25 protein-coding genes are annotated in these 24,896 nt (G+C 39.8%); 17 read left to right on the top strand and 8 right to left on the bottom strand.

All coding sequences use genetic code 11. The features are described from left to right. The first annotated feature begins 84 nt into the window (after positions 1-84). The 3 genes from ACQKL0_RS15905 to ACQKL0_RS15895 all read left to right on the top strand — a co-directional run bounded on the left by ACQKL0_RS15905 (position 85) and on the right by ACQKL0_RS15895 (position 2,224). Positions 85-807: a hydrolase gene (locus tag ACQKL0_RS15905; protein WP_402991462.1), complete on the top strand. Its 723-nt coding sequence runs from the start codon at positions 85-87 to the stop codon at positions 805-807. 99 nt (positions 808-906) lie between these two features. Next, a complete protein-coding gene (locus ACQKL0_RS15900) occupies positions 907-1,749 on the top strand; it encodes a hypothetical protein (protein ID WP_427688548.1) in 843 nt (280 codons plus the stop codon). A gap of 292 nt (positions 1,750-2,041) precedes the next feature. Continuing rightward, complete coding sequence (locus ACQKL0_RS15895) at positions 2,042-2,224, top strand: ComZ family protein (RefSeq protein ID WP_402867783.1); 183 nt, start codon at positions 2,042-2,044, stop codon at positions 2,222-2,224. Positions 2,225-2,263: 39 nt separating this feature from the next. On the opposite strand, the gene ACQKL0_RS15890 is transcribed toward ACQKL0_RS15895, so the two are convergent. Next, complete coding sequence (locus tag ACQKL0_RS15890) at positions 2,264-2,497, bottom strand: hypothetical protein (protein ID WP_402867784.1); 234 nt, start codon at positions 2,495-2,497, stop codon at positions 2,264-2,266. A gap of 196 nt (positions 2,498-2,693) precedes the next feature. Between ACQKL0_RS15890 and ACQKL0_RS15885 the strand changes: the two genes are divergently transcribed. The 4 genes from ACQKL0_RS15885 (at position 2,694) to ACQKL0_RS15870 (ending at position 6,675) form a co-directional block, all read left to right on the top strand. Further along, positions 2,694-3,629: a beta-ketoacyl-ACP synthase III gene (locus ACQKL0_RS15885; protein WP_407408646.1), complete on the top strand. Its 936-nt coding sequence runs from the start codon at positions 2,694-2,696 to the stop codon at positions 3,627-3,629. A gap of 40 nt (positions 3,630-3,669) precedes the next feature. After that, positions 3,670-4,908: a beta-ketoacyl-ACP synthase II gene (fabF, locus tag ACQKL0_RS15880; RefSeq protein WP_402867786.1), complete on the top strand. Its 1,239-nt coding sequence runs from the start codon at positions 3,670-3,672 to the stop codon at positions 4,906-4,908. 135 nt (positions 4,909-5,043) lie between these two features. Further along, positions 5,044-5,811 (top strand): DUF2268 domain-containing protein, encoded by a 768-nt coding sequence (locus tag ACQKL0_RS15875; protein ID WP_403123611.1) that lies wholly within the window; start codon positions 5,044-5,046, stop codon positions 5,809-5,811. Positions 5,812-5,919: 108 nt separating this feature from the next. Then, the gene (locus ACQKL0_RS15870; RefSeq protein ID WP_427688546.1) at positions 5,920-6,675 is read left to right on the top strand and encodes a YjbA family protein; all 756 of its coding nucleotides are present in this window, start codon (positions 5,920-5,922) and stop codon (positions 6,673-6,675) included. Between the two features lie 42 nt (positions 6,676-6,717). Here ACQKL0_RS15870 and trpS read toward each other — a convergent pair whose 3' ends face one another. Then, positions 6,718-7,704 carry a tryptophan--tRNA ligase gene (gene trpS, locus ACQKL0_RS15865; protein ID WP_402867789.1) on the bottom strand — a complete coding sequence of 329 codons (987 nt, stop codon included), beginning with the start codon at positions 7,702-7,704 and terminating at the stop codon, positions 6,718-6,720. Between the two features lie 453 nt (positions 7,705-8,157). Here trpS and ACQKL0_RS15860 point away from each other — a divergent pair, with 453 nt between their 5' ends. Further along, positions 8,158-9,336, top strand: coding sequence for a putative glycoside hydrolase (locus ACQKL0_RS15860; protein WP_402867790.1), 1,179 nt, complete (start codon positions 8,158-8,160; stop codon positions 9,334-9,336). A 51-nt stretch (positions 9,337-9,387) separates the two neighbouring features. Here the strand turns inward: ACQKL0_RS15860 and ACQKL0_RS15855 are convergent, their stop codons facing one another. Then, the gene (locus ACQKL0_RS15855; RefSeq protein ID WP_427688544.1) at positions 9,388-9,579 is read right to left on the bottom strand and encodes a hypothetical protein; all 192 of its coding nucleotides are present in this window, start codon (positions 9,577-9,579) and stop codon (positions 9,388-9,390) included. 93 nt (positions 9,580-9,672) lie between these two features. On the opposite strand from ACQKL0_RS15855, the gene ACQKL0_RS15850 reads away from it, so the two are divergent. The 6 genes from ACQKL0_RS15850 to pepF all read left to right on the top strand — a co-directional run bounded on the left by ACQKL0_RS15850 (position 9,673) and on the right by pepF (position 17,206). Further along, positions 9,673-10,239 (top strand): GNAT family N-acetyltransferase, encoded by a 567-nt coding sequence (locus ACQKL0_RS15850; protein WP_427688542.1) that lies wholly within the window; start codon positions 9,673-9,675, stop codon positions 10,237-10,239. A gap of 563 nt (positions 10,240-10,802) precedes the next feature. After that, on the top strand, positions 10,803-11,198 hold the full coding sequence (gene spxA / locus ACQKL0_RS15845) for a transcriptional regulator SpxA (protein WP_402867793.1): 396 nt from the start codon (positions 10,803-10,805) through the stop codon (positions 11,196-11,198). Between the two features lie 426 nt (positions 11,199-11,624). Next, the gene (gene mecA, locus ACQKL0_RS15840) at positions 11,625-12,293 is read left to right on the top strand and encodes an adaptor protein MecA (RefSeq protein WP_402955874.1); all 669 of its coding nucleotides are present in this window, start codon (positions 11,625-11,627) and stop codon (positions 12,291-12,293) included. A 110-nt stretch (positions 12,294-12,403) separates the two neighbouring features. Then, the gene (cls, locus tag ACQKL0_RS15835) at positions 12,404-13,909 is read left to right on the top strand and encodes a cardiolipin synthase (RefSeq protein WP_427688540.1); all 1,506 of its coding nucleotides are present in this window, start codon (positions 12,404-12,406) and stop codon (positions 13,907-13,909) included. Positions 13,910-14,000: 91 nt separating this feature from the next. Beyond that, the gene (locus ACQKL0_RS15830; protein WP_427688539.1) at positions 14,001-15,212 is read left to right on the top strand and encodes a competence protein CoiA; all 1,212 of its coding nucleotides are present in this window, start codon (positions 14,001-14,003) and stop codon (positions 15,210-15,212) included. 176 nt (positions 15,213-15,388) lie between these two features. Next, complete coding sequence (gene pepF / locus ACQKL0_RS15825; protein ID WP_427688537.1) at positions 15,389-17,206, top strand: oligoendopeptidase F; 1,818 nt, start codon at positions 15,389-15,391, stop codon at positions 17,204-17,206. A 1,309-nt stretch (positions 17,207-18,515) separates the two neighbouring features. Here pepF and ACQKL0_RS15820 read toward each other — a convergent pair. The 4 genes from ACQKL0_RS15820 to ACQKL0_RS15805 all read right to left on the bottom strand — a co-directional run bounded on the left by ACQKL0_RS15820 (position 18,516) and on the right by ACQKL0_RS15805 (position 21,288). Then, a complete protein-coding gene (locus ACQKL0_RS15820; protein ID WP_402867798.1) occupies positions 18,516-19,412 on the bottom strand; it encodes a ClpXP adapter SpxH family protein in 897 nt (298 codons plus the stop codon). Beyond that, positions 19,409-19,813 carry a globin gene (locus ACQKL0_RS15815; RefSeq protein ID WP_402867799.1) on the bottom strand — a complete coding sequence of 135 codons (405 nt, stop codon included), beginning with the start codon at positions 19,811-19,813 and terminating at the stop codon, positions 19,409-19,411. The genes ACQKL0_RS15820 and ACQKL0_RS15815 overlap by 4 nt, the downstream gene beginning before the upstream one ends. Positions 19,814-20,022: 209 nt before the next feature. Beyond that, positions 20,023-20,685, bottom strand: coding sequence for a lytic transglycosylase domain-containing protein (locus ACQKL0_RS15810; protein ID WP_427688536.1), 663 nt, complete (start codon positions 20,683-20,685; stop codon positions 20,023-20,025). Positions 20,686-20,709: 24 nt separating this feature from the next. Continuing rightward, positions 20,710-21,288 (bottom strand): CYTH domain-containing protein, encoded by a 579-nt coding sequence (locus ACQKL0_RS15805; RefSeq protein ID WP_427688534.1) that lies wholly within the window; start codon positions 21,286-21,288, stop codon positions 20,710-20,712. Positions 21,289-21,603: 315 nt separating this feature from the next. Between ACQKL0_RS15805 and ACQKL0_RS15800 the strand changes: the two genes are divergently transcribed. From ACQKL0_RS15800 to ACQKL0_RS15790, 3 genes are read left to right on the top strand one after another with little or no spacing between them, the layout of a single operon-like run. After that, on the top strand, positions 21,604-22,224 hold the full coding sequence (locus ACQKL0_RS15800; protein ID WP_402867801.1) for a GTP pyrophosphokinase: 621 nt from the start codon (positions 21,604-21,606) through the stop codon (positions 22,222-22,224). A gap of 51 nt (positions 22,225-22,275) precedes the next feature. Then, positions 22,276-23,070: an NAD kinase gene (locus tag ACQKL0_RS15795; RefSeq protein WP_402867802.1), complete on the top strand. Its 795-nt coding sequence runs from the start codon at positions 22,276-22,278 to the stop codon at positions 23,068-23,070. Between the two features lie 17 nt (positions 23,071-23,087). Next, positions 23,088-23,987 carry an RluA family pseudouridine synthase gene (locus ACQKL0_RS15790; protein WP_427688532.1) on the top strand — a complete coding sequence of 300 codons (900 nt, stop codon included), beginning with the start codon at positions 23,088-23,090 and terminating at the stop codon, positions 23,985-23,987. A 53-nt stretch (positions 23,988-24,040) separates the two neighbouring features. Here ACQKL0_RS15790 and prpE read toward each other — a convergent pair whose 3' ends face one another. Next, positions 24,041-24,784 carry a bis(5'-nucleosyl)-tetraphosphatase PrpE gene (gene prpE / locus ACQKL0_RS15785; RefSeq protein WP_427688530.1) on the bottom strand — a complete coding sequence of 248 codons (744 nt, stop codon included), beginning with the start codon at positions 24,782-24,784 and terminating at the stop codon, positions 24,041-24,043. Between the last annotated feature and the right edge of the window lie 112 nt (positions 24,785-24,896).

Raw genomic sequence — 24,896 nt, 5'->3', positions numbered from 1 at the left:
TCGAAGATAGGCGTCCCCCCTTACCCTTTTGATATCTCGACATAAATTAACTAATAGTAATATTCCTAAAAGGAGTTAGTTTAGATGGAACAGAGAACTTTTCAAATCGAAGACCAATGGAATATCGTCTATTATCCAGAACAACCCAGTGGATTTTCCGTCATGGTAATTGGGGACCGAAGTTCTTTTGTAGATAAGGACAGTAGCTTTTGGCTTCAGCATCCGGGTAGGTTACGTATATTAGAATATTTGAAACAAACCGGTTACACCCTTTTTTCCTCGAATTTTTACGGGGCGAACTGGGGGAGCCCCAAAGCTCTTGATCTTTCGTTGAAGTTATATATCCTCTTTATGAAAAATGAAATAGTCAATCGGAAAATCCATGTTCTTGCAGAGGGGACAGGAGCCCTGCTGGCATTGAGACTAATGAAAGAGATGGGAAGCCAAATCCGTTCGGTTGTCCTCATTGACCCGATTTTATCTTTGAAGGTTCAAATGGAAAAAGAAAAGGATAATAAGTTCTTTTATAAAAAGTGGCTATCGGAAATAGCCGCAGCATATGAGGTGGATCCAGCTGATATGGAGAAAGAAATTTTGGATTCCAATGTGCAGGCATTCACGGAGCATATACCGGTGAAGGTGATCCTTGTTTTCGGCAGTTTTCGAAAAGAACAAGCCTCATTTTATCGGAGGATTCAGAGAACCAGGAAAGACCATTTGCATTTAACCTATTTGCTAGCAGAAAAACGGTATAAAATCCCTTATCAAATCCAGAAGTTTTTTCATGAAAATGAAGAGTCTTTATGAGAATGGATATATTTTCGCGGTACTTTGCATACGATACAGCATCCGAAAAAACTTGCGGTGACGGATAAGCGAGCCATTGCATAAGGGGAGGCTGTATTTATGGGGACATATATTGTTGTTGGGGCTTATCAATTTGTAGGTTTTCATGTGACACAATATTTGTTGGGGCAGGGGGAAGAGGTAATCGGAATTGATTGGGAGGATACAAAGACCAATCGATATATTATAGAAGAAAAGGAGCTCGAAATAGGGCGTAACGCTAACTTTACTTATCTGCCATTTAATAAACTTCGGTTATTGGATGTTTCCGAGCCATTCACCATTCTATTATCTTTTTATGATAGTAGAAGAGGTAAAACGGCTTTAAAGGGTCTTCATATAAATGATATTGTTTCTTTTCTTGAAAAATGCAAGAAAAACGGTCATGGCAATAGCCTGAAAATTGTGGTGCTCCTTCCAATCGATGCTGATACGGAAGGATTTCAGACTGTATTAAACGCTTGTGAAGGCTTCGATTCAGTCAAAACAGTATATTTACCGACGATATATGGTCCTTGGCAACCAGCAACCATGGGATTTGAAGCGGGTATCAGCCAACTAGAGCAATCCACTATCCAAGCTACACTCGCTTCAGAATACAGGGAGGATGCGCTTTTTATAGCCGATTTCATCGAGGGTCTTGAACAGCTCCTTTCTTCCACTGATAGATGCCTTCACCTCAAAAGCAGCATTGACGACCACTGGAATACATGCGCCAAGCTCATTTTTAAACAAGAGGTGATCGACTCACTTCCCCCACAATCTCCAATCAAGGCAACGAAAGGAACCGTATATGAAGTGCCTAATAAAACGAGTCCAGAGGAAGGCATCACCTTGCAAATCGAGCAAAATAAACGGTTAAACCTCCTTACAAAGTGGAGGATGCGCGATAAGAAGGACTAAACATTATCCAGGAGTGCCCAATGTGTGGAATTAATCAAGAAAGTCATAAAGTGAAGGGGGAACTCATACCTTAGTAACTGGGAATTGTTCTGTACTTTCAAGATGGCATATAGCATGAAGAATATTCATTCAGGCAAGTTTCGGCTTTACGAATGGACTTTGGGGAATTATGATAAGAATGAACCTGATTTTTGGTTTATGGGATACCCATTTGTAGAATCATGTTCCAAGTGTCATCAAAGGATACTAATAGAGCATTCAAAATGACCAAGTATGGTAAGGAGGCAAAAAAATGAGTTCAGATAAAACCCTTGAATTTATGGGGATTGCTATGAAGTACTTCCCGGAAGCAAAAGCAAAGTTAGAGGCAAGCGGGATTCCATTTTCAATGGACATGGCAGAGCCATTCATGGATTTATTTAAGAAAGTGATGCAAGAAGCTTATGACCTTGGCAAACAAGATGCCCAACGTTAAGTAAGAGAAGGCTGTCCGGATAATCGGGCAGCCTTCTGTTTATTCTTCTTTTTTCAGCATCTTTGAAATGATGGGGTTCACTTTCTGGATGGTAGGCTTAAATTGATCGTACAAACCCACTAATGTCTCTACGCTTGCCATCAACTGCATATAATCAATCTGGGTCTCTTCTTTCTCAGGTTCTTCTTCGGGCTCGTTGTTACGCGTGCCAAACATCATTTTGGAAAAGGGATCGTCCTGGTTCCTTCGATTGTTGCGATTAAAAATATCCATTGTGATTCCTCCCTTCTTTTACTATAATGTATGCACGCTTGCGTCCTTGGATTAGGCCCTTGTCCGACTTAAGATGCAGATTAATTAGACTTTCAAACTGATAGCTCTTGCAAGAAAGCGTATTTTTCTATAAAATTAGTACCAGGTAATAATAGATGATAATAATAACTCATTAAAATATAAGGGGTTGGCTGAAATGAATGCTGGTATATTAGGGCTTGGTCGTTACTTACCCGAGAAAATTGTCACAAATGCGGACTTAGAGAAAGTCATGGATACGTCGGACGAGTGGATTCGTACTCGGACAGGTATCGAACAAAGAAGAATAGCCAATGATGAAACAGAAACTTCCGATATGGCTTATGGCGCAGCAAAAGCTGCTTTAGATAATGCAGGCATTTCAGCTGAGGATATAGATTTAATCCTTGTCGCAACCGTTACACCCGATCGGCCTTTTCCTTCCATAGCTTGTATGATCCAGGAAATGTTGGGTGCTACGAGGGCAGCTGCAATGGATGTTAGTGCAGCATGTGCTGGCTTCATGTATGCTATGATTACGGCGCAGCAATTTATTAAGACAGGTGCTTACAAGCATGTATTGATTGTTGGGGTTGAGAAACTATCCAAGATCACTAACTGGGATGATCGCAATACCGCTGTCCTTTTTGGGGATGGAGCTGGGGCTGCTGTCGTGGGACCTGTATCAGAAGGCAGGGGAATTCTTTCTTTTGAATTAGGTGCAGATGGATCTGGTGCTAAGCATCTATTCCAAGATGGGGAATTCATCACGATGAATGGACGAGAAGTATTTAAATTTGCTGTCCGTCAAATGGGAGAATCCAGCCTGAATGTATTGGATAAAGCAGGATTGACCAAAGAGGATGTGGATTTACTAATCCCACATCAAGCCAATATTCGAATTATGGAGGCTTCAAGAGAACGTTTGGGCCTACCCGTTGAAAAAATGACAAAGACCGTTCATAAATATGGGAATACTTCATCAGCATCCATACCAATTGCTCTTGTGGAAGAAATGGAAGCAGGTAGAATCAAAGAAGATGACTTGCTCGTCATGGTTGGTTTTGGTGGAGGACTCACGTGGGGAGCTATTGCCCTTAGATGGGGAAAATGAAAATAAAAGAAATATTTGAGTAAAGGAAGGAGCCATTGTAATGACGAATCGTCGTGTTGTTGTAACAGGGATTGGAGCTATTTCTCCAGTTGGAAATGATGCAGAAACTGGATGGAAGAATATAATTGAGGGGAAATCAGGGATTGGACCATTAACTCGTCTTAATGCTGATGATTTTCCTGCTAAAGTGGCTGCAGAAATAAAGGACTTTGATATCGAAACATATATTAATCGTAAAGAAGCACGCAAAATGGATCGTTTTACGCATTATGCGATTGCCGCTTCAGTCATGGCTTTAAATGACAGTAAATTAGAAATAACGGATGAAAATGCAACGCGGGTAGGAGTCTGGATCGGTTCTGGAATCGGTGGGCTTGAGACACTTGAAACCCAGCACGAAAATTTCTTGAACAGGGGCTATAAGCGGGTTAGTCCATTTTTCGTACCCATGATGATACCAGATATGGCAGCGGGCCAGGTATCCATTTTACTGGGCGCTAAAGGGATCAACTCTTGCACCGTGACGGCTTGTGCAACGGGAACGAATTCCATCGGTGATGCATTTAAGGCCATTCAGCGTGGAGATGCCGATGCCATGATTACTGGTGGTGCAGAAGCGCCGATTACAAAAATGGCAGTTGCAGGATTCTGTGCGAACACAGCTCTATCCACCAATCCAGATCCTAATACGGCGAGCCGCCCATTTGATGCTAACCGTGATGGATTTGTCATCGGGGAAGGAGCAGGTGTGATCATTCTTGAGGAGTTAGAACATGCGTTAAACCGCGGAGCGTATATTTATGCTGAAATAGCTGGATACGGAACGACCGGAGATGCTTTTCATATTACGGCTCCAGCGCCTGGTGGAGAAGGTGGGGCAAGGGCAATGAAAATTGCGATTGAAGATGCAGGGTTAACACCGGAAGACATCCAATATGTTAATGCCCATGGTACAAGCACACCTTACAATGATAAATATGAAACGATGGCGGTCAAAGAAGTATTTGGGGAGCATGCTTCTAAACTAGCATTAAGCTCTACCAAATCAATGACAGGCCATATGCTGGGTGCAGCAGGTGGTATAGAGGCCATCTTTACGATTCAAGCAATCAGGGATAGTATCTTGCCCCCTACCATCAATATAGAAACACCGGATCCTGAGTGTGACTTGGACTATGTGCCAAATCAAGCAAGGGAATGTGAAATTAAGGCAGCTATCAGTAATTCATTAGGATTTGGCGGTCATAACGCCACTATCCTATTCAAGAAATATCAATAATCAAGAGTAATGAAGAGGAAGAGCAAATCTTGGGATTTGCTCTTTTTATGTTGGGAATAAGTAATGGGAATGATGTATCACTAAGCATTTTTGGAACATACAATAAAAGAGGATGAAGTAGTGGGGGCGAAACGGATGGGAGTTATTTCAACTAATGAGTGGATGGAAAAGGATTTTGACCATCCGGTTAAGATGATGGAAAAGTTGAAAGGGGAATTCTATGAACAGGTTAAAGAAGACATGATCTACCGCCATTTACAAAACCATGGAATGTACCTGCCCAATCCAAAAACGAAAAAAACCTTCGATGAACTGAAACAAAAAAATGTATGGGTCAAAACACAAAGTTTATTTACAACTTATAAGAAATTATGGGGGGGACCCGATATCCCCATTTATATCTTTCCTCTCGTAGCCTCTGGAAGGAAGCAACCGAATGAGAGTAAATCAGGATTGGCCTTTAAAGATAAATTATTTCTTTTTTACGATATCGATATAACCGAAAAAGAGATGGAAGCAGTGCTGATTCACGAATACCATCACGTCTGCCGTTTGCACCATTTAAAAAAGGCGGAAGAAAACTATACCCTACTCGATACAATGATCATGGAAGGACTCGCCGAGAGGACAGTCGGTAAGTATTTAGGAACGAAATACCTGGCAAAATGGACACAATTATATTCAGAAGAAAAGCTCCAGCATTTTTGGGACAGCTATCTAGTAGAAAACCTGAACAAGAAACGCACGGATCCGCTACATGATGCCCTTCTTCTGGGGAAAAAAGGGTATCCGGAGATGTTGGGGTATTGCAGTGGTTTTCATTTAGTGAAACAATTCAAAAATTTCTCCGTCAAAAAATCCTTTGCTATCCAATCTGAAGAATTCATAACAGAAAAGAGTTAATTTATACGTGTTTTATTTCAAAATCTGTTTTCTGAAATAGGAATAAATTGTATGGTTCCTGCCTATACTGATTGACAAACAGAAATTTGTTTAAGTGAGGGATGGATAATGTTATATCTTCATGATGTATGGGTTAACTGGTTTGAAGGAGAGGAAAATGGTTATAATATTTGTCATTTTCATGAATGGAGGAAGGATGATGGCATTGAACTGCTAGATCAAGTTCCTCTGATGAAAGTTTCAACAACTTTGTTTCACTACATAGAAAATGACCTATCTGAATTACCGAAGGCATTACTGAACGATGTCTACCAAAAAGCATATGCAAGGAAAAATCATGAACGCATTCAGCTTGACTACTGTTTTGTCGTGACCGATGGACATGGAATACTTGCTGTGGATACAATAGGCTACCATATTCCCATCCGGAAAAGCAGAATTATTCCTCGTCAGGAACAAATTGTTTATGACATGATCGAAAATCACGAAGTGATGGATTATACTTTTACGGAAAATCCTGAAAGCGAGAAAGAATATCATATTCTGTCTCCATCGCCCTTATTTATGAATGGATTGACAAGAAAAGAAAGGCAATTGAAACAGCTCCTTTTCATGGCCATGGATCAGTTATTCACAGCAAAGAATACGGCTGAAATTCGATACTGGTATACTGAATGGGCTCCTGAGAAATATGAGAGCATTCAGGATATGGACTTTCAGATAGCGTGGCTTGAGTTATATGAGGAAATGAAAACAGGTTGGTCTGAAAAACACCTTCAGCTATGTGAAAATTTAGTGAAAGGGCAACCCTTTTTCGAAAAACTTTGGCAAGTAGAAGCCGGCGATAGTCCATCCATATTATAGGTTCACAAAAAAAGACGATCCGTTGCGGATCGTCTTTTTCCATTATCTTTTTCTTCCAAGTCCCATGCCGTTGTACATTTTTCTAATCATCTTATTGGCTTCGATATTTGCCTTCTCTGCCCCACGATCTAAAATTTCATCAAGTTCAGGGGAATCGATCAAGCTATAGTAACGCTCTTGAATGGGTAGAATCTCTCCTAGTACCACTTGAGCTAAATCACCTTTAAAGTCGCCATATCCTTTTCCTGCATACATCTCTTCAATTTCAGCGTATGTTTTTCCACTGAAGATGGAGTAGATGGACATTAAGTTCGATACGCCCGCTTTATTTTCTTTATCATAACGAACGATGCCTTCAGAATCAGTTACTGCACTCTTAATGTTTTTCTCGATTTGTTTAGGATCGTCAAGTAGAGCAATCGTAGCTTTTTTATTAGGGTCGGATTTACTCATTTTCTTAGTCGGTTCTTGAAGCGACATTATTCGCGCTCCTGCCTTTGGAAGGCTGATTTCTGGTATTTTAAAGATATCGTTGTACCTATTATTGAATCGCTCAGCTAAATCTCGCGTTAATTCCAAGTGTTGTCTTTGATCTTCCCCAACAGGAACAACATCTGTATTGTACAGGAGAATATCTGCAGCCATCAGTGGCGGGTAGGTAAGAAGTGCAGAAGAAACGCCTTCCTTGCCGGCTGATTTATCTTTAAATTGGGTCATTCTCTCAAGTTCGCCAATATAAGCGATGCTTTGCAAAATCCAGCCTGCCTGGGCATGCGCGGGAACCTCTGATTGAATGAAGATCGTATTCTTTTCAGGGTCAATGCCGATTGCCAAATATAAGGCAGCGAGTGTTTTAATGTTTTTTCTTAATTTAAGTCGATCCTGCGGAACTGTAATTGCATGTTGGTCAACGATACAAAAGAAACAGTCATATTCATCCTGTAAGTTAACAAATTGCTTCATTGCTCCGATATAATTTCCTAATGTAACAGAACCAGATGGCTGAATGCCAGAGAAAATCCTTTTCAACTGCTAGTCACTCCTCTAAATACGTTTAATTAACTAATTGGATATTCGCTCTTCATTATTGTAAGGATAAATAGGGAAGTAATCCACTTCCTGTACAGCAAGTGTAAGAGAGCTCATTTATGTCTTGCAAGGCAGTACTCGCCAGGGAATGTCTACCTAGAGATACGAATTTTCCACTATACCTGTATTTTAGCATTTATTCTTAAGAAATGTAATCCAAACAGCATGCCCTTATTACAACTAATATATACGATGGGGTAAAAAAAGAAGGATTCGTAACTTATTGATTTTTAACCATCAATGGGGAATCGATTTTAGGGTAGGATAATGATATAGGAGATTGTTACACACCATTTTTTTAAAAAAAGTTTATTTTATAGGAATAAAGTTTTGCTGTTGTGGTATTAAACAAAAGAGTCTGTTGTAGATTTGAAGGGCGAATGAGGTGAAGATGTGAAATCGTTAAGTAAATGTATAGTGGCAGGAATGTGTTTGTTTTTGGTTCAGCAACCGGTCCATGCTGAGGATTTGGAACAAGCAAGAACTGTGGCGCTTGAGCAGAAAGAACTACCAAAGTTGGCCCCTAGATTCGTATATGATTCTGGATTGAAGTTTGATTATCCTGATGCAGTACGAGGGCTTTATGTTACAGGGCATGTAGCTGGTGGAAATAAGTTAAATGAACTCATACAATATGTGGACGAAACCGATTTGAATGCAATGGTCATTGATATTAAGGATGACAGAGGGAATGTTACCTATAAACCGGAAGACAAGGATTCCCCTTATTCGAATATTGGAAAGGATTACATAAGGAAACCGGTGGACATGTTAAAAAAACTTGAGGATAAAAAGATTTATCCGATTGCCCGTGTCGTCGTTTTCAAGGATACCCTTCTTGCAAAGGAAAAACCACAATGGTCGTTTAAAGATGGCGATAAGGTCTGGAAGAATGGACGTGGTGAATCTTTCGTGAATCCATTCCTGAAAGAGGTATGGGATTATAACGTGGGGATTGCCATAGAAGCTGCGAAGATGGGATTCAAAGAAATTCAATTCGACTATGTCCGTTTTCCTGAAGGGTTCGAGAATAAAGAGGATGACTTAAAATATGATATGGGAGAGTATGAAAAAGGCAATAAGACCCATACTGAAAAACGGGTACAGGCCGTAACCGACTTTGTGGCCTACGCAAAAAAACAATTAGAGCCATATGGTGTGGAAGTATCAGTCGATATTTTCGGCTATGCCGCTACATTACCTGAAGCTCCTGGTATTGGGCAAAATTTCTCCAAGATCTCTGAAAATGTAGATGTCATCTCTTCGATGATTTATCCAAGTCACTGGACATCCTATTTCGGGATCGAAAAGCCGGATTTAAAACCGTATGAACTTGTTCGGGAATATGCAAAATTGGAGAACAAGAAATTGAAGGAACTAGAAACGCCGCCTACCTCTAGACCGTGGATTCAGGACTTCACTGCTTCATACTTGGGTGAGGGGAATTATCAAAAGTATGGTAAGGAACAAGTGGAAGCCCAAATTAAAGCGTTAAATGATAACGGAATTGATGAATATCTATTATGGAATGCTGCAAACCGCTATACAAAAGGGGTAGACTACACCCCATAAACCATCAGATGACCGATATGTACACAATCGGTCATCTGGACTCCCGAAGAATCATCGCTTATGTTTCTTCCCGCCGACTTGATTCCATCCCGACTGAATTCGTTTTGATTGATTGAAAATGTGGGAATGATTTTTACCACCAAACCACTTTTCCCCAATGGCATTCGTCAGGACACCATTTATGGCTGTGATCCCAATTACGCAGACAGCAACTAAAATTAAGTCTATAAGGTAAGTAAGCATGGATACCCCCTTGAGAATTTCAATTTATTTACAGTCTATTGTAAACGATAAGCAAAAGCGTGGAAAGATAAAATTTGAAGAGGAGATGAAATCGTGAATTGGTATGATAAACTAAATCAATATTTTCCAATTGAAGAAATGAAGTCAAAAGAACATATAGAAATTTTATTGAAGGATAAACAAGACATCTATAAAAAGGATGAAGGGCCTGACCATGTTCTACTATATGTGGAAGGTAAGGAATTTATTTTCGTCGATTATTTATTCGTCGGCAAAAATGCCCGGGGTCAAGGCCTTGGAAAGAAATTGATTCATCAATTGCAAGAAAAACAAAAGACCATTTTCCTTGAAGTCGAGCCAGTGCAGGAAAATGACGTGGACACGTCAAAACGATTAAGATTTTATCAAAGAGAAGGCTTTTTACATGCTTCTTCTATCGCCTATAATAGAAAATCGTTGGCTACTGAAGAAGATACGCCGATGGAAATCCTTTATTGGCCGGCACATGATGCTGTTAAAGAAGAAGATGTATTCAATTATATGAAAAAGATTTACTCTGAAATTCACACGCATAAAGATAAGCATCTATATGGAAAATCGTATCAATCAGTAGACGAAGTATTGAATATAGAAACAGAAGTGGGAAGTGATAGGGTTTAAAAAGATATGAAATGACACAGGAGCCGACTAAATTCGTCGGCTCTTTTATCTCGTGGTGCGGAATGCATATTTATTTTCCGTCCCTGTAAATGATCATTTGTATGGAGCATGCATTTAATTTAATTGATTTAAGCAGTCAAAAGGAGGGTTTTTAAGAAGGAAGAAGGAATTAAAGGATACTTAAAGAAATTATAAATGATAATCACTAGTTTATAGCTAAAAAAAGGGGGTAAATAAAAAGTAATGAGCAAATGAAAAGAATAAAGGGAAAATGAGGGGCAATTTGCTACTTAAATGAGAATAATAGGTGCGTATTTTCAATTAGAAAATAGCGTTGTAATGTATTACATAAAAAAACGAAGTGCCTATAGTACAGATGAAATAGGAAGTTATAAAGGATAGTTTCAATTTTGAAAAAGGGTATTCATTTTAAATGAATTAGTGTATAATTAATTAAAAGAAATGCTTATTTAAAATTATTTCAAATTAGAATCGTAGTTGTGAATGATAATAGATTTCCCCTCATAGATCACCGATTCTATATTTAGGGAGTGTGGGTAAACATGGTAACATTATATACATCCCCAAGTTGTACGTCATGCAGAAAAGCAAAAGCATGGTTAGAGGAACATGAGATTGGTTATACAGAAAGAAATATTTTCTCTGAACCTCTTTCAATAGAGGAAATCAAAGAAATTCTACGTATGACGGAAGATGGTACGGATGAAATCATCTCAACCAGATCAAAAACGTTTCAAAAGTTAAATGTTAACTTAGAGAGCTTGCCTCTACAAGAGTTATATAAATTGATTAAAGAAAACCCTGGTTTGCTAAGACGTCCGATTATTCTTGATGAGAAGCGCCTTCAAGTTGGGTATAACGAAGATGAGATTCGTCGTTTCTTACCACGGAAAGTACGTACGTTCCAATTATTAGAAGCACAACGTATGGTAAATTAATGAATAAGTGTTTTCCAAGCTCTGCTGAGAATAGTGCAGAGCTTTTTGTTTATACATATATCTTTTTCTCAGGCCACAAGGCTTTTATGACAATGGTCAGGGCGGGATTGGATAAATAAAGCATGTAATTAACCATTAACTGTATACAATATAGAATATGAATGAAATAAGGCACTGTCTTCGTGAAAGTTGCATATGAACGATTTTTTTTATAAAATGAATGGAATATTAGGCAAACAATTGTTTTTATGATATTGATGTTTTTTATTTCCCTTCTTCAAGGTTTTGTCATAAAATGAGGTAAAATAGTCTGTTTTAACGTAGCATGATTTATAGTATGAACTTTTGGGTAAAGAGCTTTTAAGAGCAATTTTCGCTTGGGGGTTATTATCCCTTCAAAATGAGAAAGGAAGGGAGAGGGGAATCATGGAAATCGAACGTATTAATGATGATACAGTAAAATTTTATATATCCTATATAGATATCGAGGAAAGAGGCTTCGACCGGGAAGAAATTTGGTATAGCCGTGAGAGAAGTGAAGAACTTTTTTGGGAAATGATGGATGAAGTGCATCAGGAAGAGGAATTCATGATTGAAGGTCCGTTATGGATTCAAGTTCAAGCATTGGAAAAAGGCTTGGAAGTCTTGGTCACAAAAGCCCAACTTGCCAAAGATGGTCAGAAACTTGAGTTGCCTCTATCGGATGATAAGTTAAAAGAGTTAAGTGTAACAGACAAAGTAGATACGCTTCTTGATCAACACTTTGAAGGTAAAGATGAAGAGAGCACCATGACATTTGAAGATGGGATGATTGAATTCATTACAATATTCGAGGATTTTGAAGATGTCATTTCTTTAAGCAAGCGTTCTGGTTTGGATACCTGGACAACGAAGCTTTATGCTTATCAAAATAAATATTATCTATATATTGAATTTTCCGAAGCTGAAATTGACGAGGAAGAAATTGATAATGTCTTAAGTCTATTGTTGGAATACAGCGAGGAATCCCCAATAACGGTACACATGCTTGAAGAATACGGAAAAGTAGTCATAGAAAATGATGTACTCTCCACAGTAGATAAATATTTCGCATAATATTTTTAGGCCGATTTCTTAGAAATCGGTTTTTTTTACCCTTGATAAGTCATGCACCTCAACAGAAGCTTTTACGTGCACCTGCGTTTTGTAATTGGAGGTAGTCATAAATGAACGGGAAGGTTGGTTTAAGTTTACTAGTACTTGTACTCATGTTAGGTAGCCCATGGTATCTCCTACTGGAAGAAGTGGGGGTTAGGGGGTATCTAAGTCTGTTGTTGGCCCTTTCGTTGGTAATCATTGGATTTAATATTTTCATCGAAAATCGTCATCCCATTCAAACGATCACATGGATCATTGCATTTGGGGCTTTTCCTGTTATCGGGTTCATCTTTTATTTGTTGTTTGGCGGGAATTTTCGAAAAGAGAGAAAGTTTCGTAGGAAGTATTTTTTGGATAAGCATGAGTTCCTTAAACGCGGCACGGAAGTAGATACCTGGGAAAAACGGGGAGTGAAGTTGCGTCATCGAAGGTTATTTTCCCTCGCTGAAAAGCTTGGAAACAGTTCCATTTCGTTTGCATCGAAAACCCGAATACTAACAAATGGAAAAGAGACGTATGCTAGTATCCTGAAGCAACTGAGGAAAGCTAAACACCATATTCATTTGGAATATTATATTGTACGGGATGATGACAGTGGTGGCACTTTGAAGGATATCTTGATCCAAAAGGCAAAAGAAGGGGTGCGGGTACGCTTTTTATATGATGCGGTGGGATGTTGGTCCCTGGCCCGCCCTTATATTGATGAATTGAGGGATTCAGGCGTAGAGATTGTTCCCTTTGGACCCATCCATCTTCCTTTCATAAATAGTACATTCAATTTTCGGAATCATCGAAAAATGATTATTGTCGATGGGACCATTGGTTTTATCGGTGGCCTTAATATTGGCGATGAATATTTGGGGCTTAATGCGAATTACGGGTCTTGGCGTGATACTCACCTTTTGGTAGAAGGTGAAGCGGTCCGAACGCTACAGCTCATCTTTTCACAGGATTGGTACTATAGTACAAACCAAAGCTATTTGTCGGATGCCTATATTGGTACAAGTCAGCCAGTTTTGCAGGACCTTGGTGGCGTACAAATGATAGCCGGTGGTCCTGATTGTGAATGGACGGTTATTAAGAACCTTTTTTTCACCATGATAAATTCGGCGGAAAAGTCCATCTGGATTGCATCTCCCTATTTCGTCCCTGATGAGGATATTTTTCAGGCATTGAAGGTGGCGGGCCTGAGTGGATTGGATGTGCGAATACTGGTCCCGAGGAACCCAGATAAGTGGATTGTATTCCATGCTTCAAGGACGTACTTTTCTGAGCTCTTGGAAGCAGGGGTCAGGATATTTCAATATAATGAGGGCTTCATGCATAGCAAGATTGTCATAGTGGATAACGAATTGGCTTCAATTGGCAGCGCTAATATCGATATGAGGAGCTTTCATTTGAATTTTGAAGTCAATGCCTTCCTTTACCGTACAGAGAGTACACAGACTCTAGTAGATGATTATTTGAAGGATCTAAAGGTATCACAGGAGATACAGTTGAAAGTATTTTCCAATCGCAACTTAGGTCTGAAAGTATTGGAATCCACTTGCAGACTATTGTCACCGCTTCTATGATGATTCATTTATGCCATCACGGCATTTTTTTTATTTTAAAGGAATTTTCCAGGCCAAGGGAGAATGGATATAGTAGGAGGGGAGGAGAAATATGCTTAGCGCAATGAAAGAGGATGGGACATGGATCACCCTTCCTGAAAAACTGACGGGAAACCAGCTCCTGGCAATGAAGGCATCAAAAGGTTATTTCTGTCCTTGCTGTAAAACAGAAGTGATGATCAAAGCCGGAATGATAAAAATCCCTCATTTTGCCCACAAGAATAATACTTCGTGCCATGCTTCATCGGAACCTGAATCCACTTATCATTTAATGGGAAAAAGAAACCTGTATCAATGGTTGGTATCACATAAGTTTCATGCGAAGTTAGAAGCCTATATTCCCGCAATCAAGAGAAGGACGGATATATTGCTGACAATCGATGATCAGCGCTACGCGATAGAATTCCAGTGCTCCGTCATTTCCGAGGCTGACTTCCATGAAAGGACTAGAGCCTATCAAAGTGTGAAAATCATACCCATTTGGATCATGGGCGCCAAGCAATTGAAACGAAAGAGTAAATATGAATTCAGCCTATCTACCTTTCAGTGGCTATTTGTCAGTGGTACCTATCAGCATCCATTTCTGTGGATGTATTGTCCTGAATCTCATCAACTATCCGCATTGAAAAACATGACCCCTTTCTCAAAAAGAAGCGTTTTGGCAGAACTGACCACAGCACCTTTAAACCTTCTATCCCCCAATCAAATGACACCTCGATATTGTGATGCCTTTCCTTTTTTGATGGCTTGGAGAAAGAAACGGAAAAGCTGGTGCCTCCACCGGGTAAGAACAGCAAAAAGGAGTGATCCATTCTTTTATGACCTCTATACCCATCACCTTTCTCCTGCAACGATTCCCATAGAAATCGGTGTTCCAATTCAAGGCATGCACCTAATCGAGACACCGGCAATCGAATGGCAAGCTTGGCTATACATGGATGTGTTTCAAAAGAAAAAAATCGGGGAAAAAATTGAAATGAATGAAGTGCTCGGTCATTTTAAAAAGCGAATCAAGCTGGGGAATATCAAGCAGCGCCCTTTACCACTTATCAAGGAGAAAGATATGGGAAACCCTGTAAGAAAATATGTTCAGTTATTAGAAAAGCTGGGATATTTAAAAGAGTGGAAAGAAGGAATCTTTACGGTTACCACTCCGTTTACTGTGCCGATTACAAGTGATCAAAGTGAGGCTTTAGAAAGAATTTTCTATCAACAGAGCAAGATTATGATAGAAAAGGCATATATCCATTATAATGGGTTATAACCACTCTATTCCTTTTGACTGGGTTGTAGCAGGATTATGATGGTGAACGCAGAATAGTATGGAGTAAGAGAAGTATCGTTTTGCATGGGAAATGCAAATGGTTCAGGAAGTAAATAAGTTGTACATGCCCTGGTAAAGATAAGGGTAAGTTTTATTAGAATGGAGAGGAATTTATTATGACACAGGAAACTAAAGTGAACACATTACCTTCAAGAAGTGAGATTCCGGCTGAAGATACATGGAGACTTGAGGATATATATGCGACGGAGGAAGATTGGGAAGCAGCCTTCAAAGATGTAAAAGAACAGCTGTTGAAAGCGGAAGCATATAAAGGAACATTGGGTGAAAGCGCTGAAAAGCTATTTGCGGCACTGCAATTCCAAGATGAAGTATTTGAAAAGATGGGTAAAGTGTATGCGTATTCACATATGCGCAACGACCAGGATACAACGAATCCCTTTTATCAAGGAATGGAAGACAGGGCGAAGGCTCTGTATGCTCAGGCTGCCGCAGCCTTCTCATATATCGTTCCAGAACTGTTAAGCATTGATGAAAACAAAGTCCAGGAATTTTTGGAGGAAAAAGAAGAACTAAAGTTATATAAACATTCTTTGGAGGAAATCAACCTACAGAGACCGCATATTTTAAATGCAGAACAGGAGTCATTACTGGCTCAGGCCTCCGAAGTACTCGATAATTCCGGCAATATCTTCAGCATGTTGAATAATGCGGATTTGAAGTTCCCCGTTATTAAAGATGAAGAGGGCAATGAAGTGGAAATCACTCACGGAAGGTATATTCGTTTCCTTGAGAGCGAAGACCGCCGTGTCCGTCAAGACGCATTTAAAGGCATATACAGCAAGTATGGAGAGTTCCGTAATACATTTGCTTCTACCTTATCAGGTGAAGTGAAGAATCATAACTTCAACGCAACAGTACGTAAATATGAATCCGCGCGCCAGGCGGCATTAAGCAATAATAATATTCCAGAAAGTGTATACGATAACCTCATTCAAACGGTCAATGACAATTTGCCATTGTTACATCGTTATCTCGACTTACGCAAAAAGGTTCTCGAGTTAGACGAGCTTCATATGTATGATTTATTCGCTCCGCTCGTAAAAGAAGTGAAGATGGAAGTGACGTATGATGAGGCGAAGGAATATGTACTTAAAGGACTTGCCCCACTTGGAGAAGACTATATAAATGTCTTAAAGGAAGGGTTTGAGAATCGCTGGGTGGATGTACAAGAGAATGTAGGGAAAAGAAGCGGGGCCTATTCCTCTGGAACATATGGAACCAATCCGTATATTTTAATGAATTGGCAGAATAACGTGAATAACCTATTCACCCTTGTTCATGAATTTGGTCATTCGGTCCATAGCTACTATACTCGTAAACACCAACCGTATCCTTATGGGAATTATTCGATTTTTGTAGCGGAGGTTGCTTCTACTTGTAACGAAAACCTGTTGAACGATTACTTGCTGAATACGATAGATGATGAAAAGAAACGTATTTATTTATTGAATCATTACTTAGAAGGCTTCCGTGGTACACTGTTCCGTCAAACGATGTTTGCCGAGTTCGAACATACCATCCATAAAAAGGCACAGAATGGGGAAGCGTTAACCGCTGATATGTTGACGAAGGAATATTATGAACTTAACAAGAAATATTTTGGAGAGAATGTAGTAATTGATGAGGAAATCGGTCTTGAATGGGCACGTATTCCACACTTCTACTATAATTACTATGTTTATCAATATGCGACAGGAATTAGTGCAGCTACTGCTCTAAGTAAACAGATTCTCACAGAAGGAGAACCAGCTGTCAAACGATATTTGGAATTCTTGAAATCAGGAAGTTCAGATTATCCGATTGAGGTATTAAAAAAGGCGGGCGTCGACATGACGAAGGCTGAACCTGTACAAGAAGCGTTAAACGTATTCGAAGAAAAGTTAAATGAATTGGAACAGCTTTTAACAAAATAAATGGCAAAAGAGCCAACCGCCTACAGAAAAAGTCGGTTGGCTCTTTTATGTATGTTGCTATAGACCTTTAAATCGATTTCTCTGATTGAAGCTATGAAGAATAATGAAAAAAACAAAAAACAAGATGGGGGAAGTGACATACAAAGGAATGAGCTGCATGATTCCAAGTAGTTGGATGAATAAGGAGCTGATCAGGAGGATAAGTAAAATCGTACTTCTCAAAACTAGCACCTCCGCTAAATGGAATGGAAAGATGTCGGTACACTTTCTTTAAATAATATGTTTTGAAGAAAGAGGTTATTCGGAGAATATGACAATAATGTGAAATGAAACACAATCTACTTGCACTGTTTAGATGAAATCTGATATAGTACAGATATAGAAGTTATCACATCCAACTTATACCCCTTTGTTGATTCGTGAAATTTCTCCCATCCCCTTATTCGTATAAATAGATAAAAGCCCGGCAAATTTCGCGATTTGCCGGGCTTTTATCTATTTATCAAACTCTAGAAAAGTGAGTAAGGAAAAATAAAAGAAAATGAACTTGACTATAGAATGAAGCGAGATTCATTCTCGAAAAATTTGAATTATTCACTTGTGAACAATTTGTGAAATAAGACACAAAGTAGTTGAAAGTGGGTCGCTCACCTGGTATATTACTGACATGAAGTAATTCACATCTAAACTTATACCCCTTTGTTTGATCGTGAAGATTTCTCCCATCCCCTATTGTTCGTATTAATAGATAAGAAAACCCGGTAAATTCCCCAATTTACCGGGTTTTCTTGTTGTTGGATGACTTCATCCGGTAATTTGGAAAATGGTGGATGAAAGACCAACGGAAAAAAAGTGAACAAAATGTGAATTTATGCACAAAGTGATTGAAATATGGTCTAGCTATCTGTTATATTACTAACATGAAGTAATCACACCAAACTTATACCCCTTTGTTTGATCGTGAAATTTCTCCATCCCCTTTGTTCGTATAAATATACAGAAAACCGGTGAATTCCCCAATTCACCGGTTTTCTTGTATTTAAATGGAGGAAGAAGCTATTTCTTCCGAATTCATAAAAGAAAAAGTGAACATATTGTGAACTTATACACAAATCAGTTGATGAAATGATGGGAAATCTGTTATAGTACTAAATGAAGTGAATCACATCTAAACTTATACCCCTTTGTTTGATCGTGTAAATTTCCCATCCCCTTTTGTTCAAATATATGAATAAAAAGAAAAAGCCCGGCAAATTCCCCAATTTGCCGGGCTTTTTGTGTAGATGAGAGGGGGCGTTCGATAAGACCGTCATTTCGTCGGCTTTTCGGTGTACCTCCAAAATGTTCCGTACTTAGCAGGTATTTTTTCTGCCACTTGTTTTAAAACGAGCTTTTTCATTTCCAGCTCCACGGTACTTTTACTCATATTATAGACCGTTTCAATTTCTTTGGTGGCCACTAGTTTAAAACAACGTATAAACTCCTCAAGAGAAGGTGGCTCAGCTGGGTCTGGGAGACCATTTAAGATGTCCCTCAATATCTGAACGTATACCTCATAGGAATATACCCCAGAAACCTTAATTCCTTCTTCCTCAATATTTTGATTGAAGAATACGAGTGAAGGAATTTCAGTGACCTCCATTTCACTTGTGATTTTCAAGTCACATTGAAAGCCTTTGGATGCACTGGAGGAGTTTATGTCATGAAGAAATTCTTCTACATCCAACCCTACGCTTTGAGCACATTCGGTCAGTACCTTGATATTGGAAATATCCTTTTTTCCAATGAATACGTATTCTTGAAGCTGCCTTAAGAAACGAATGGCTAGTTTTCTACCCTGTAATTCGGCCGCTTTAATGGCTATGGATGCAGCGTAGGGAGAGGAAATGGGATTTTCGGTCCATAAGCTTCCATCACAAGACATTCCAGAACGGCTGGCTGTCTTTTCCCAAACTTGGGCGATGTTTTCAAAGTTTTTATGATTGCCGATATTTAGTGAATTAATCTTTCCACTTAAAACATGACGTAGGCTGAATAACTGGCCATATTCCACCTGCAATTTTCTTATGATTGGTTCAAGGCCCCAGCATTCAGGGCAAAGTGGATCAACAAAAACATAGATTTCTAATGGTTTCTTTCCTACATCATAACAATGTTGTGTTTTTATCCAATCGGAAATATTGAAAACTGGTTTTTGTGTGCTCAACTGTCTTCTCCTTTCCCGTCTATACCGGATGTATTGATCATATGCTGTGCTGTCAAATAGAGGCGATGGTAGAAAAATTCGCGAATTTCACCTTCAAGACCAATTTCGTCCATAGCGTGATACATGCAGGAAAGCCATGCTTTTGCACGATCTGGTGTAATTTCAAAAGGTATATGTCGAGCCCGCAACATAGGGTGACCGTGTTCCGAGGTGTATAAGGATGGCCCACCTAAATATTGCGTCATGAATTGTTTTTGTTTACGGACTGTCTCTGATAAATCGTCAGGAAAAATCGGTTTCAGTTCCGGATGTTGACTAACGTTGGAGTAAAATGCATCAATTAACTTGTGTAATTGTCCCTCTCCAATTAATTCATATGGTGTAGGGTTCTCTTTCGTCATGTTGATTACTCCTTTAAAAGAAAGATGTTTGATATTTAATCATATTTTAACAATCGCTTACTCATATAACAAATATCTAGCTTCAATAATACTTCCCCATAATGTTTTTTCACAAATGGAGGAGGGGAATTTTGTAGTCGTTCAAGCTGTTTTCGAAAAGATATCAACGATAAAAATAGCCGACCCAGAAGAAGGGTCGGCTAATGATTTCAGCTCATAAAGTTATTGAACACTTTCTGAACATAATTTTGCGTTTCGGAAAAAGGCGGTATGCCGTTGTATTTATCGACGTTACCAGGTCCGGCATTATAGGCTGCAAGGGCCATTCGGACATCCCCGTTATAACGGGAGAGCATCTGGCTTAAGTATTTACTCCCACCCATGATATTTTGCTTGGGATCGGTTATGTCTTCTACTCCCAGACTTCTTGCGGTCGCAGGCATCAACTGCATGAGCCCTGCTGCCCCAGCGTAGCTTGTCGCTGATGGGTTAAAATTGGATTCCTGTTTTATCACTGACTTAATCAATTTTTCCGGAAGGTTATATAGAGTCGCGGCCTCGCTGATCATATCATCAAAGTTCGTGACCGTCTCGCTTGTCTTTTTTTCTGGGAGAGCGGTTGTCAACGGGTTGTTGAGTGAATGTATCGTGTTGGATTGAAGGATGGACTTTGCCTCAGTTTCTACGTTAGACAGAAGGGACCCCAATGATTGCGATGTGTTTTCCAAAGTATCGCTTGACATGAGTCCCGTCAGCATTTCCTGAAACATTGATCGCGACGAGGATGTATTCGTGATAGTGCCTGTCGAGAATTGTTGTATGGCTTGCAAATCCATCAATGTCCTAAAGTCCTGAACTTTCAAATGTACCACCTCCATATCTATTTTTGGTCGGATTTAATCACTGAATTTCGCCCGATAGAATCTCTTTACTTTATTTTCGGTTTTCCGTACCGGAATTTGAAGTGATTCTAGAAGTTTAAAAAACTTTTTTTGCCCATCGGCCCGATCCGTCACTTCATATTCGAGCTCGTAATCCTCATGTCCCAAATATGAGCTATGATCTAAAACAAGCAAACCTCCCTGGAATGGGAATTCTGAACGGTCCGTTTGTAAAGTGCCAAAACATGTGAAATCCTCTGGAATTAGATTATTTTCTATAATCAGGTCATGAACAGGGCCTTCAGGGAAAATTCCTTCTTTTAAGAAGGAATTTGCGATATCCTTCGTGATCGCTTGATTGGTTTCCAATAGACCCTCGCTTGCGGGTTGCTTCAAGGTTAACTCGTACTGGCCATTTTTCTCCCGTATACGGAGGGCTGAGTTCTGACTTTTCAACTGAAATTTCGCTGTATCAAAATAGTGATTTTGCTGAGTTTTGAAGGTTGATGAATGTACTTGAAAATGGTCCAAAAGCTGTTTGAATTCTTTTTCATTCAAAAGGTTCTTAAATTCAATTTCGATATGTTGATCCATGATTTATCCCTCTCTAAGCTGTTATTTTAGTTTAATCATATAAGAACCATTCGAGCTGTCAAATCGAATGAATATTTTTTCATTATCATACTTGAATATTTAGGAATCAATTGCCGAATATGATAAAATATAAACATTGAGCATATAAATTAGTTCAGTATACAGCAACATCAAAATTATACATATTTTTCACTATACATATCCTTGGGGAGAAGCAGTGGTAAGAACTGCTGGAGGAACTCATACAGATGATTCGAATCGTTCTGCCCATACCAGATTTGAACAGGCGTTTCGAAAGAAGTGGGTGGTGTGGCAATGGAAAGTTGGGATGATTTCTTAGCACCTTATATACAGGCCGTTGAGGAATTAAAAGTTAAATTAAAAGGCTTAAGAAAACAATTTGAGAGAGAGAATATTCATTCTCCCATAGAGTTCGTAACGGGTAGGGTGAAGCCGATTGACAGCATCTTGAACAAGGCTAGTCAGAAGGGTATTCCCATCGATAAGTTTGGGGCTGAGATACAAGATATCGCCGGACTTCGGATGATGTGTCAGTTCGTCGATGATATTGAACAGGTCGTAGGACTCCTGAGGAGCCGGAATGATTTTGAGATTGTAGAGGAAAGAAATTATATTTCCCATAAAAAAGCAAGTGGCTACCGTTCCTATCATGTTGTCATTCGCTATCCTGTCCAGACCATTCATGGTGAGAAAAACATATTGGCCGAGATTCAAATCAGAACCTTGGCTATGAACTTTTGGGCAACCATTGAACACTCTTTAAATTATAAATATCAAGGGGCTTTCCCCGAAGATATCCAATTACGATTGAAACGTGCTGCAGAGGCTGCGTTCCTGCTTGATGCGGAAATGTCACAAATCCGTACTGAAATACAGGAGGCACAGCGTCTTTTTTCAAGGAAAAAGGATTCCTGAAAGTGGTAAGGATAAAGACGGAAGAATTCAAACAGAGTTAGGTGGTATTGTATGAAATTTGCGATTACTTCAAAGGGAGATGCAAAATCGAATACGTTAATGCAAAGGATGAGGACGTATCTCCAAGACTTTCAATTGGAATATGATGAAGATCAGCCGGATATCGTCATTTCGGTCGGCGGTGACGGTACGCTGTTATATGCTTTTCATCGATATAAGAATCGGCTCGATAAGACGGCCTTTGTCGGTGTGCATACGGGGCACCTCGGATTTTATGCGGATTGGACTCCCGATGAAATAGAGAAACTAGTGATTGCTTTAGCAAAGACTCCTTTTCAAGTCGTCGAATATCCTCTGTTGGAAACGATTGTGCGCTATCAGCATGGTGGACGGGAAGCAAGATTCTTATCATTAAATGAATCAACGGTCAAAAGCGTCGAAGGGACATTGGTCATGGATGTAGAGATACGTGGTCAGCACTTCGAAACATTCCGTGGGGATGGACTATGCATTGCCACTCCTTCTGGAAGCACCGCTTATAATAAAGCGCTGGGAGGGGCCATCGTCCACCCTTCGATAGATGCAATTCAAATAACGGAATTGGCGTCGATTAATAACCGGGTGTTCAGGACGGTTGGATCTCCACTTTTACTGCCTGCGCATCATACGTGCATGTTCAGGCCAGTCAATGCTGTCAATTTTCAAATCACGATCGATCATCTGACTCTACTACAAGAAGATGTGAAATCCATTCAATGTCGGGTGGCGGATGAAAAGATTCGTTTTGCAAGATTCCGGCCGTTTCCTTTCTGGAAAAGGGTCCATGATTCATTCATTGCCAATTAAGGAGATTATATTACCTCATGTCTAATCAAAAATTTTCTTTAAGTTGGGCGGTTTCTGAAGAGGATTCTGGCTCTTTATTGAGAGATTTTCTCGGCAAATGCGATATCTCAAAACGGGCGTTAACGGATATTAAATTTAAAGGCGGTTCCATCATGGTCAATGGTCTTGAGGTGACAGTGAGGGAGCGCATAAAAACTGGTGATGGCATCACCGTCATTTTTCCACCGGAAGAGGGAAGCGAGGGGCTATTACCTGAAGATATTCCCCTTCAAATCCGTTATGAAGACGATTATGTATTAGTCGTAGTCAAGCCTCAATCCATGAACACCATCCCTTCCCGTGAACATCCGAATGGGAGCCTTGCAAATGGATTAGCTGGTTACTATAAAAAGAGGGATATACAGGCAACGATCCATATCGTTACTAGACTTGACCGCGATACCTCGGGATTGGTCTTGATTGCGAAGCATAGGCATATCCACCATCTTTTAAGTGAACAGCAAAAGTTGGGGCAAGTTAAACGGCGCTATCAAGCGGTAGCTGAGGGTCAAATCGAGGGCCCCGTTGGAAAAGTAGAGGTACCCATCGGTCGGAAATCGACAAGTATTATTGAACGTGAAGTACGGGAAGACGGCCGTTATGCTTGTACACTCTTTGAAGTACAAGCCCACACTGAAGATCATACGTTCCTTAAGCTGGAACTTCTGACAGGCAGGACACATCAAATAAGGGTGCACATGGCCCATATTGGACACCCGCTTGCAGGAGATGATCTATATGGCGGCCACAGGGATAGGATTGACCGTCAGGCTCTCCATTGCTATGAATTGAAGTTCCTGCATCCCTTTACAAAAAAGGCGTTGAAGTTCCAGGAAAACCTACCCCTGGATATGTTGGTTCTTTTAGAAAAGAATTAGTATGAAAAAACTCAAACCCAAAAAAACTCACCAAAACCGGCGAGTTTTTTTGGTTATTTAGAAGAGGACCTGAATTTATCTGCTACATAGGGTAAAGAAGAGGGAACGCTCTGCAATTCCATTTCCGGGTAGCGAAGGGCAGTGAGCTTCCCACCGAAAACGCACCCGGTATCAATGTTGTAGGTGCGATTGACACAGATGGCTTCAGGAACGGGAGTATGGCCATACACAATCCACGCTTTCCCTTTATAGGATTGGGCCCAGTCCCTTCTGACAGGGGAACCGTCTGGATGCTTGGCCCCATTGATATCGCCATAAAGGACAAAGGTTTTTGCCTTGCTGCCATATTGACCGATTAAATCGTGACGGATGCCTGCATGAGCTATAATTAAACGGCCTTCATTGATTAATTGATATAGGGGAGATTGTTCATATAAATCCATGAACTGTTTACGGATTTTCTTCTGTTCACGGTTATTCAATGCCTGGTACTCCGCTAGAGTTGTCTCCAGTCCGTGAGATACCTGTACCTTATTTCCTGAAAAATACCGATACAGTTTATTGCAGTGATTTCCTGGTGCATAAAGCGCAATTTTTTTGTTGATGACCAATTCGTAAACGACTTCAATAACACGGAGTGATTCTGGACCACGGTCAGTCAAATCACCCACAAAGCCTAAGATTCTCCCGTGGGGATGGACTGGAATTCCGCTTTCCCAGCCATAGCCCATATTCAACGTCAATTCCTTAAATTCAGTGAAGCAACCGTGTATGTCTCCGATGATATCAATCTTCATACTACACGTCCTTTGTTTGTTTTATTTATATTTATGGTATTAGTATAGTATTATTTCAAAAAATAATATATTAAGTACAAAATAAAAAAATGTTTGGGAGGTGTAACCTTGG

It is taken from the genome of Peribacillus sp. NPDC097264, from assembly GCF_050277925.1.
Lineage (GTDB): Bacteria > Bacillota > Bacilli > Bacillales > DSM-1321 > Peribacillus.
This window is presented reverse-complemented; position numbering and strand designations above follow the sequence as displayed.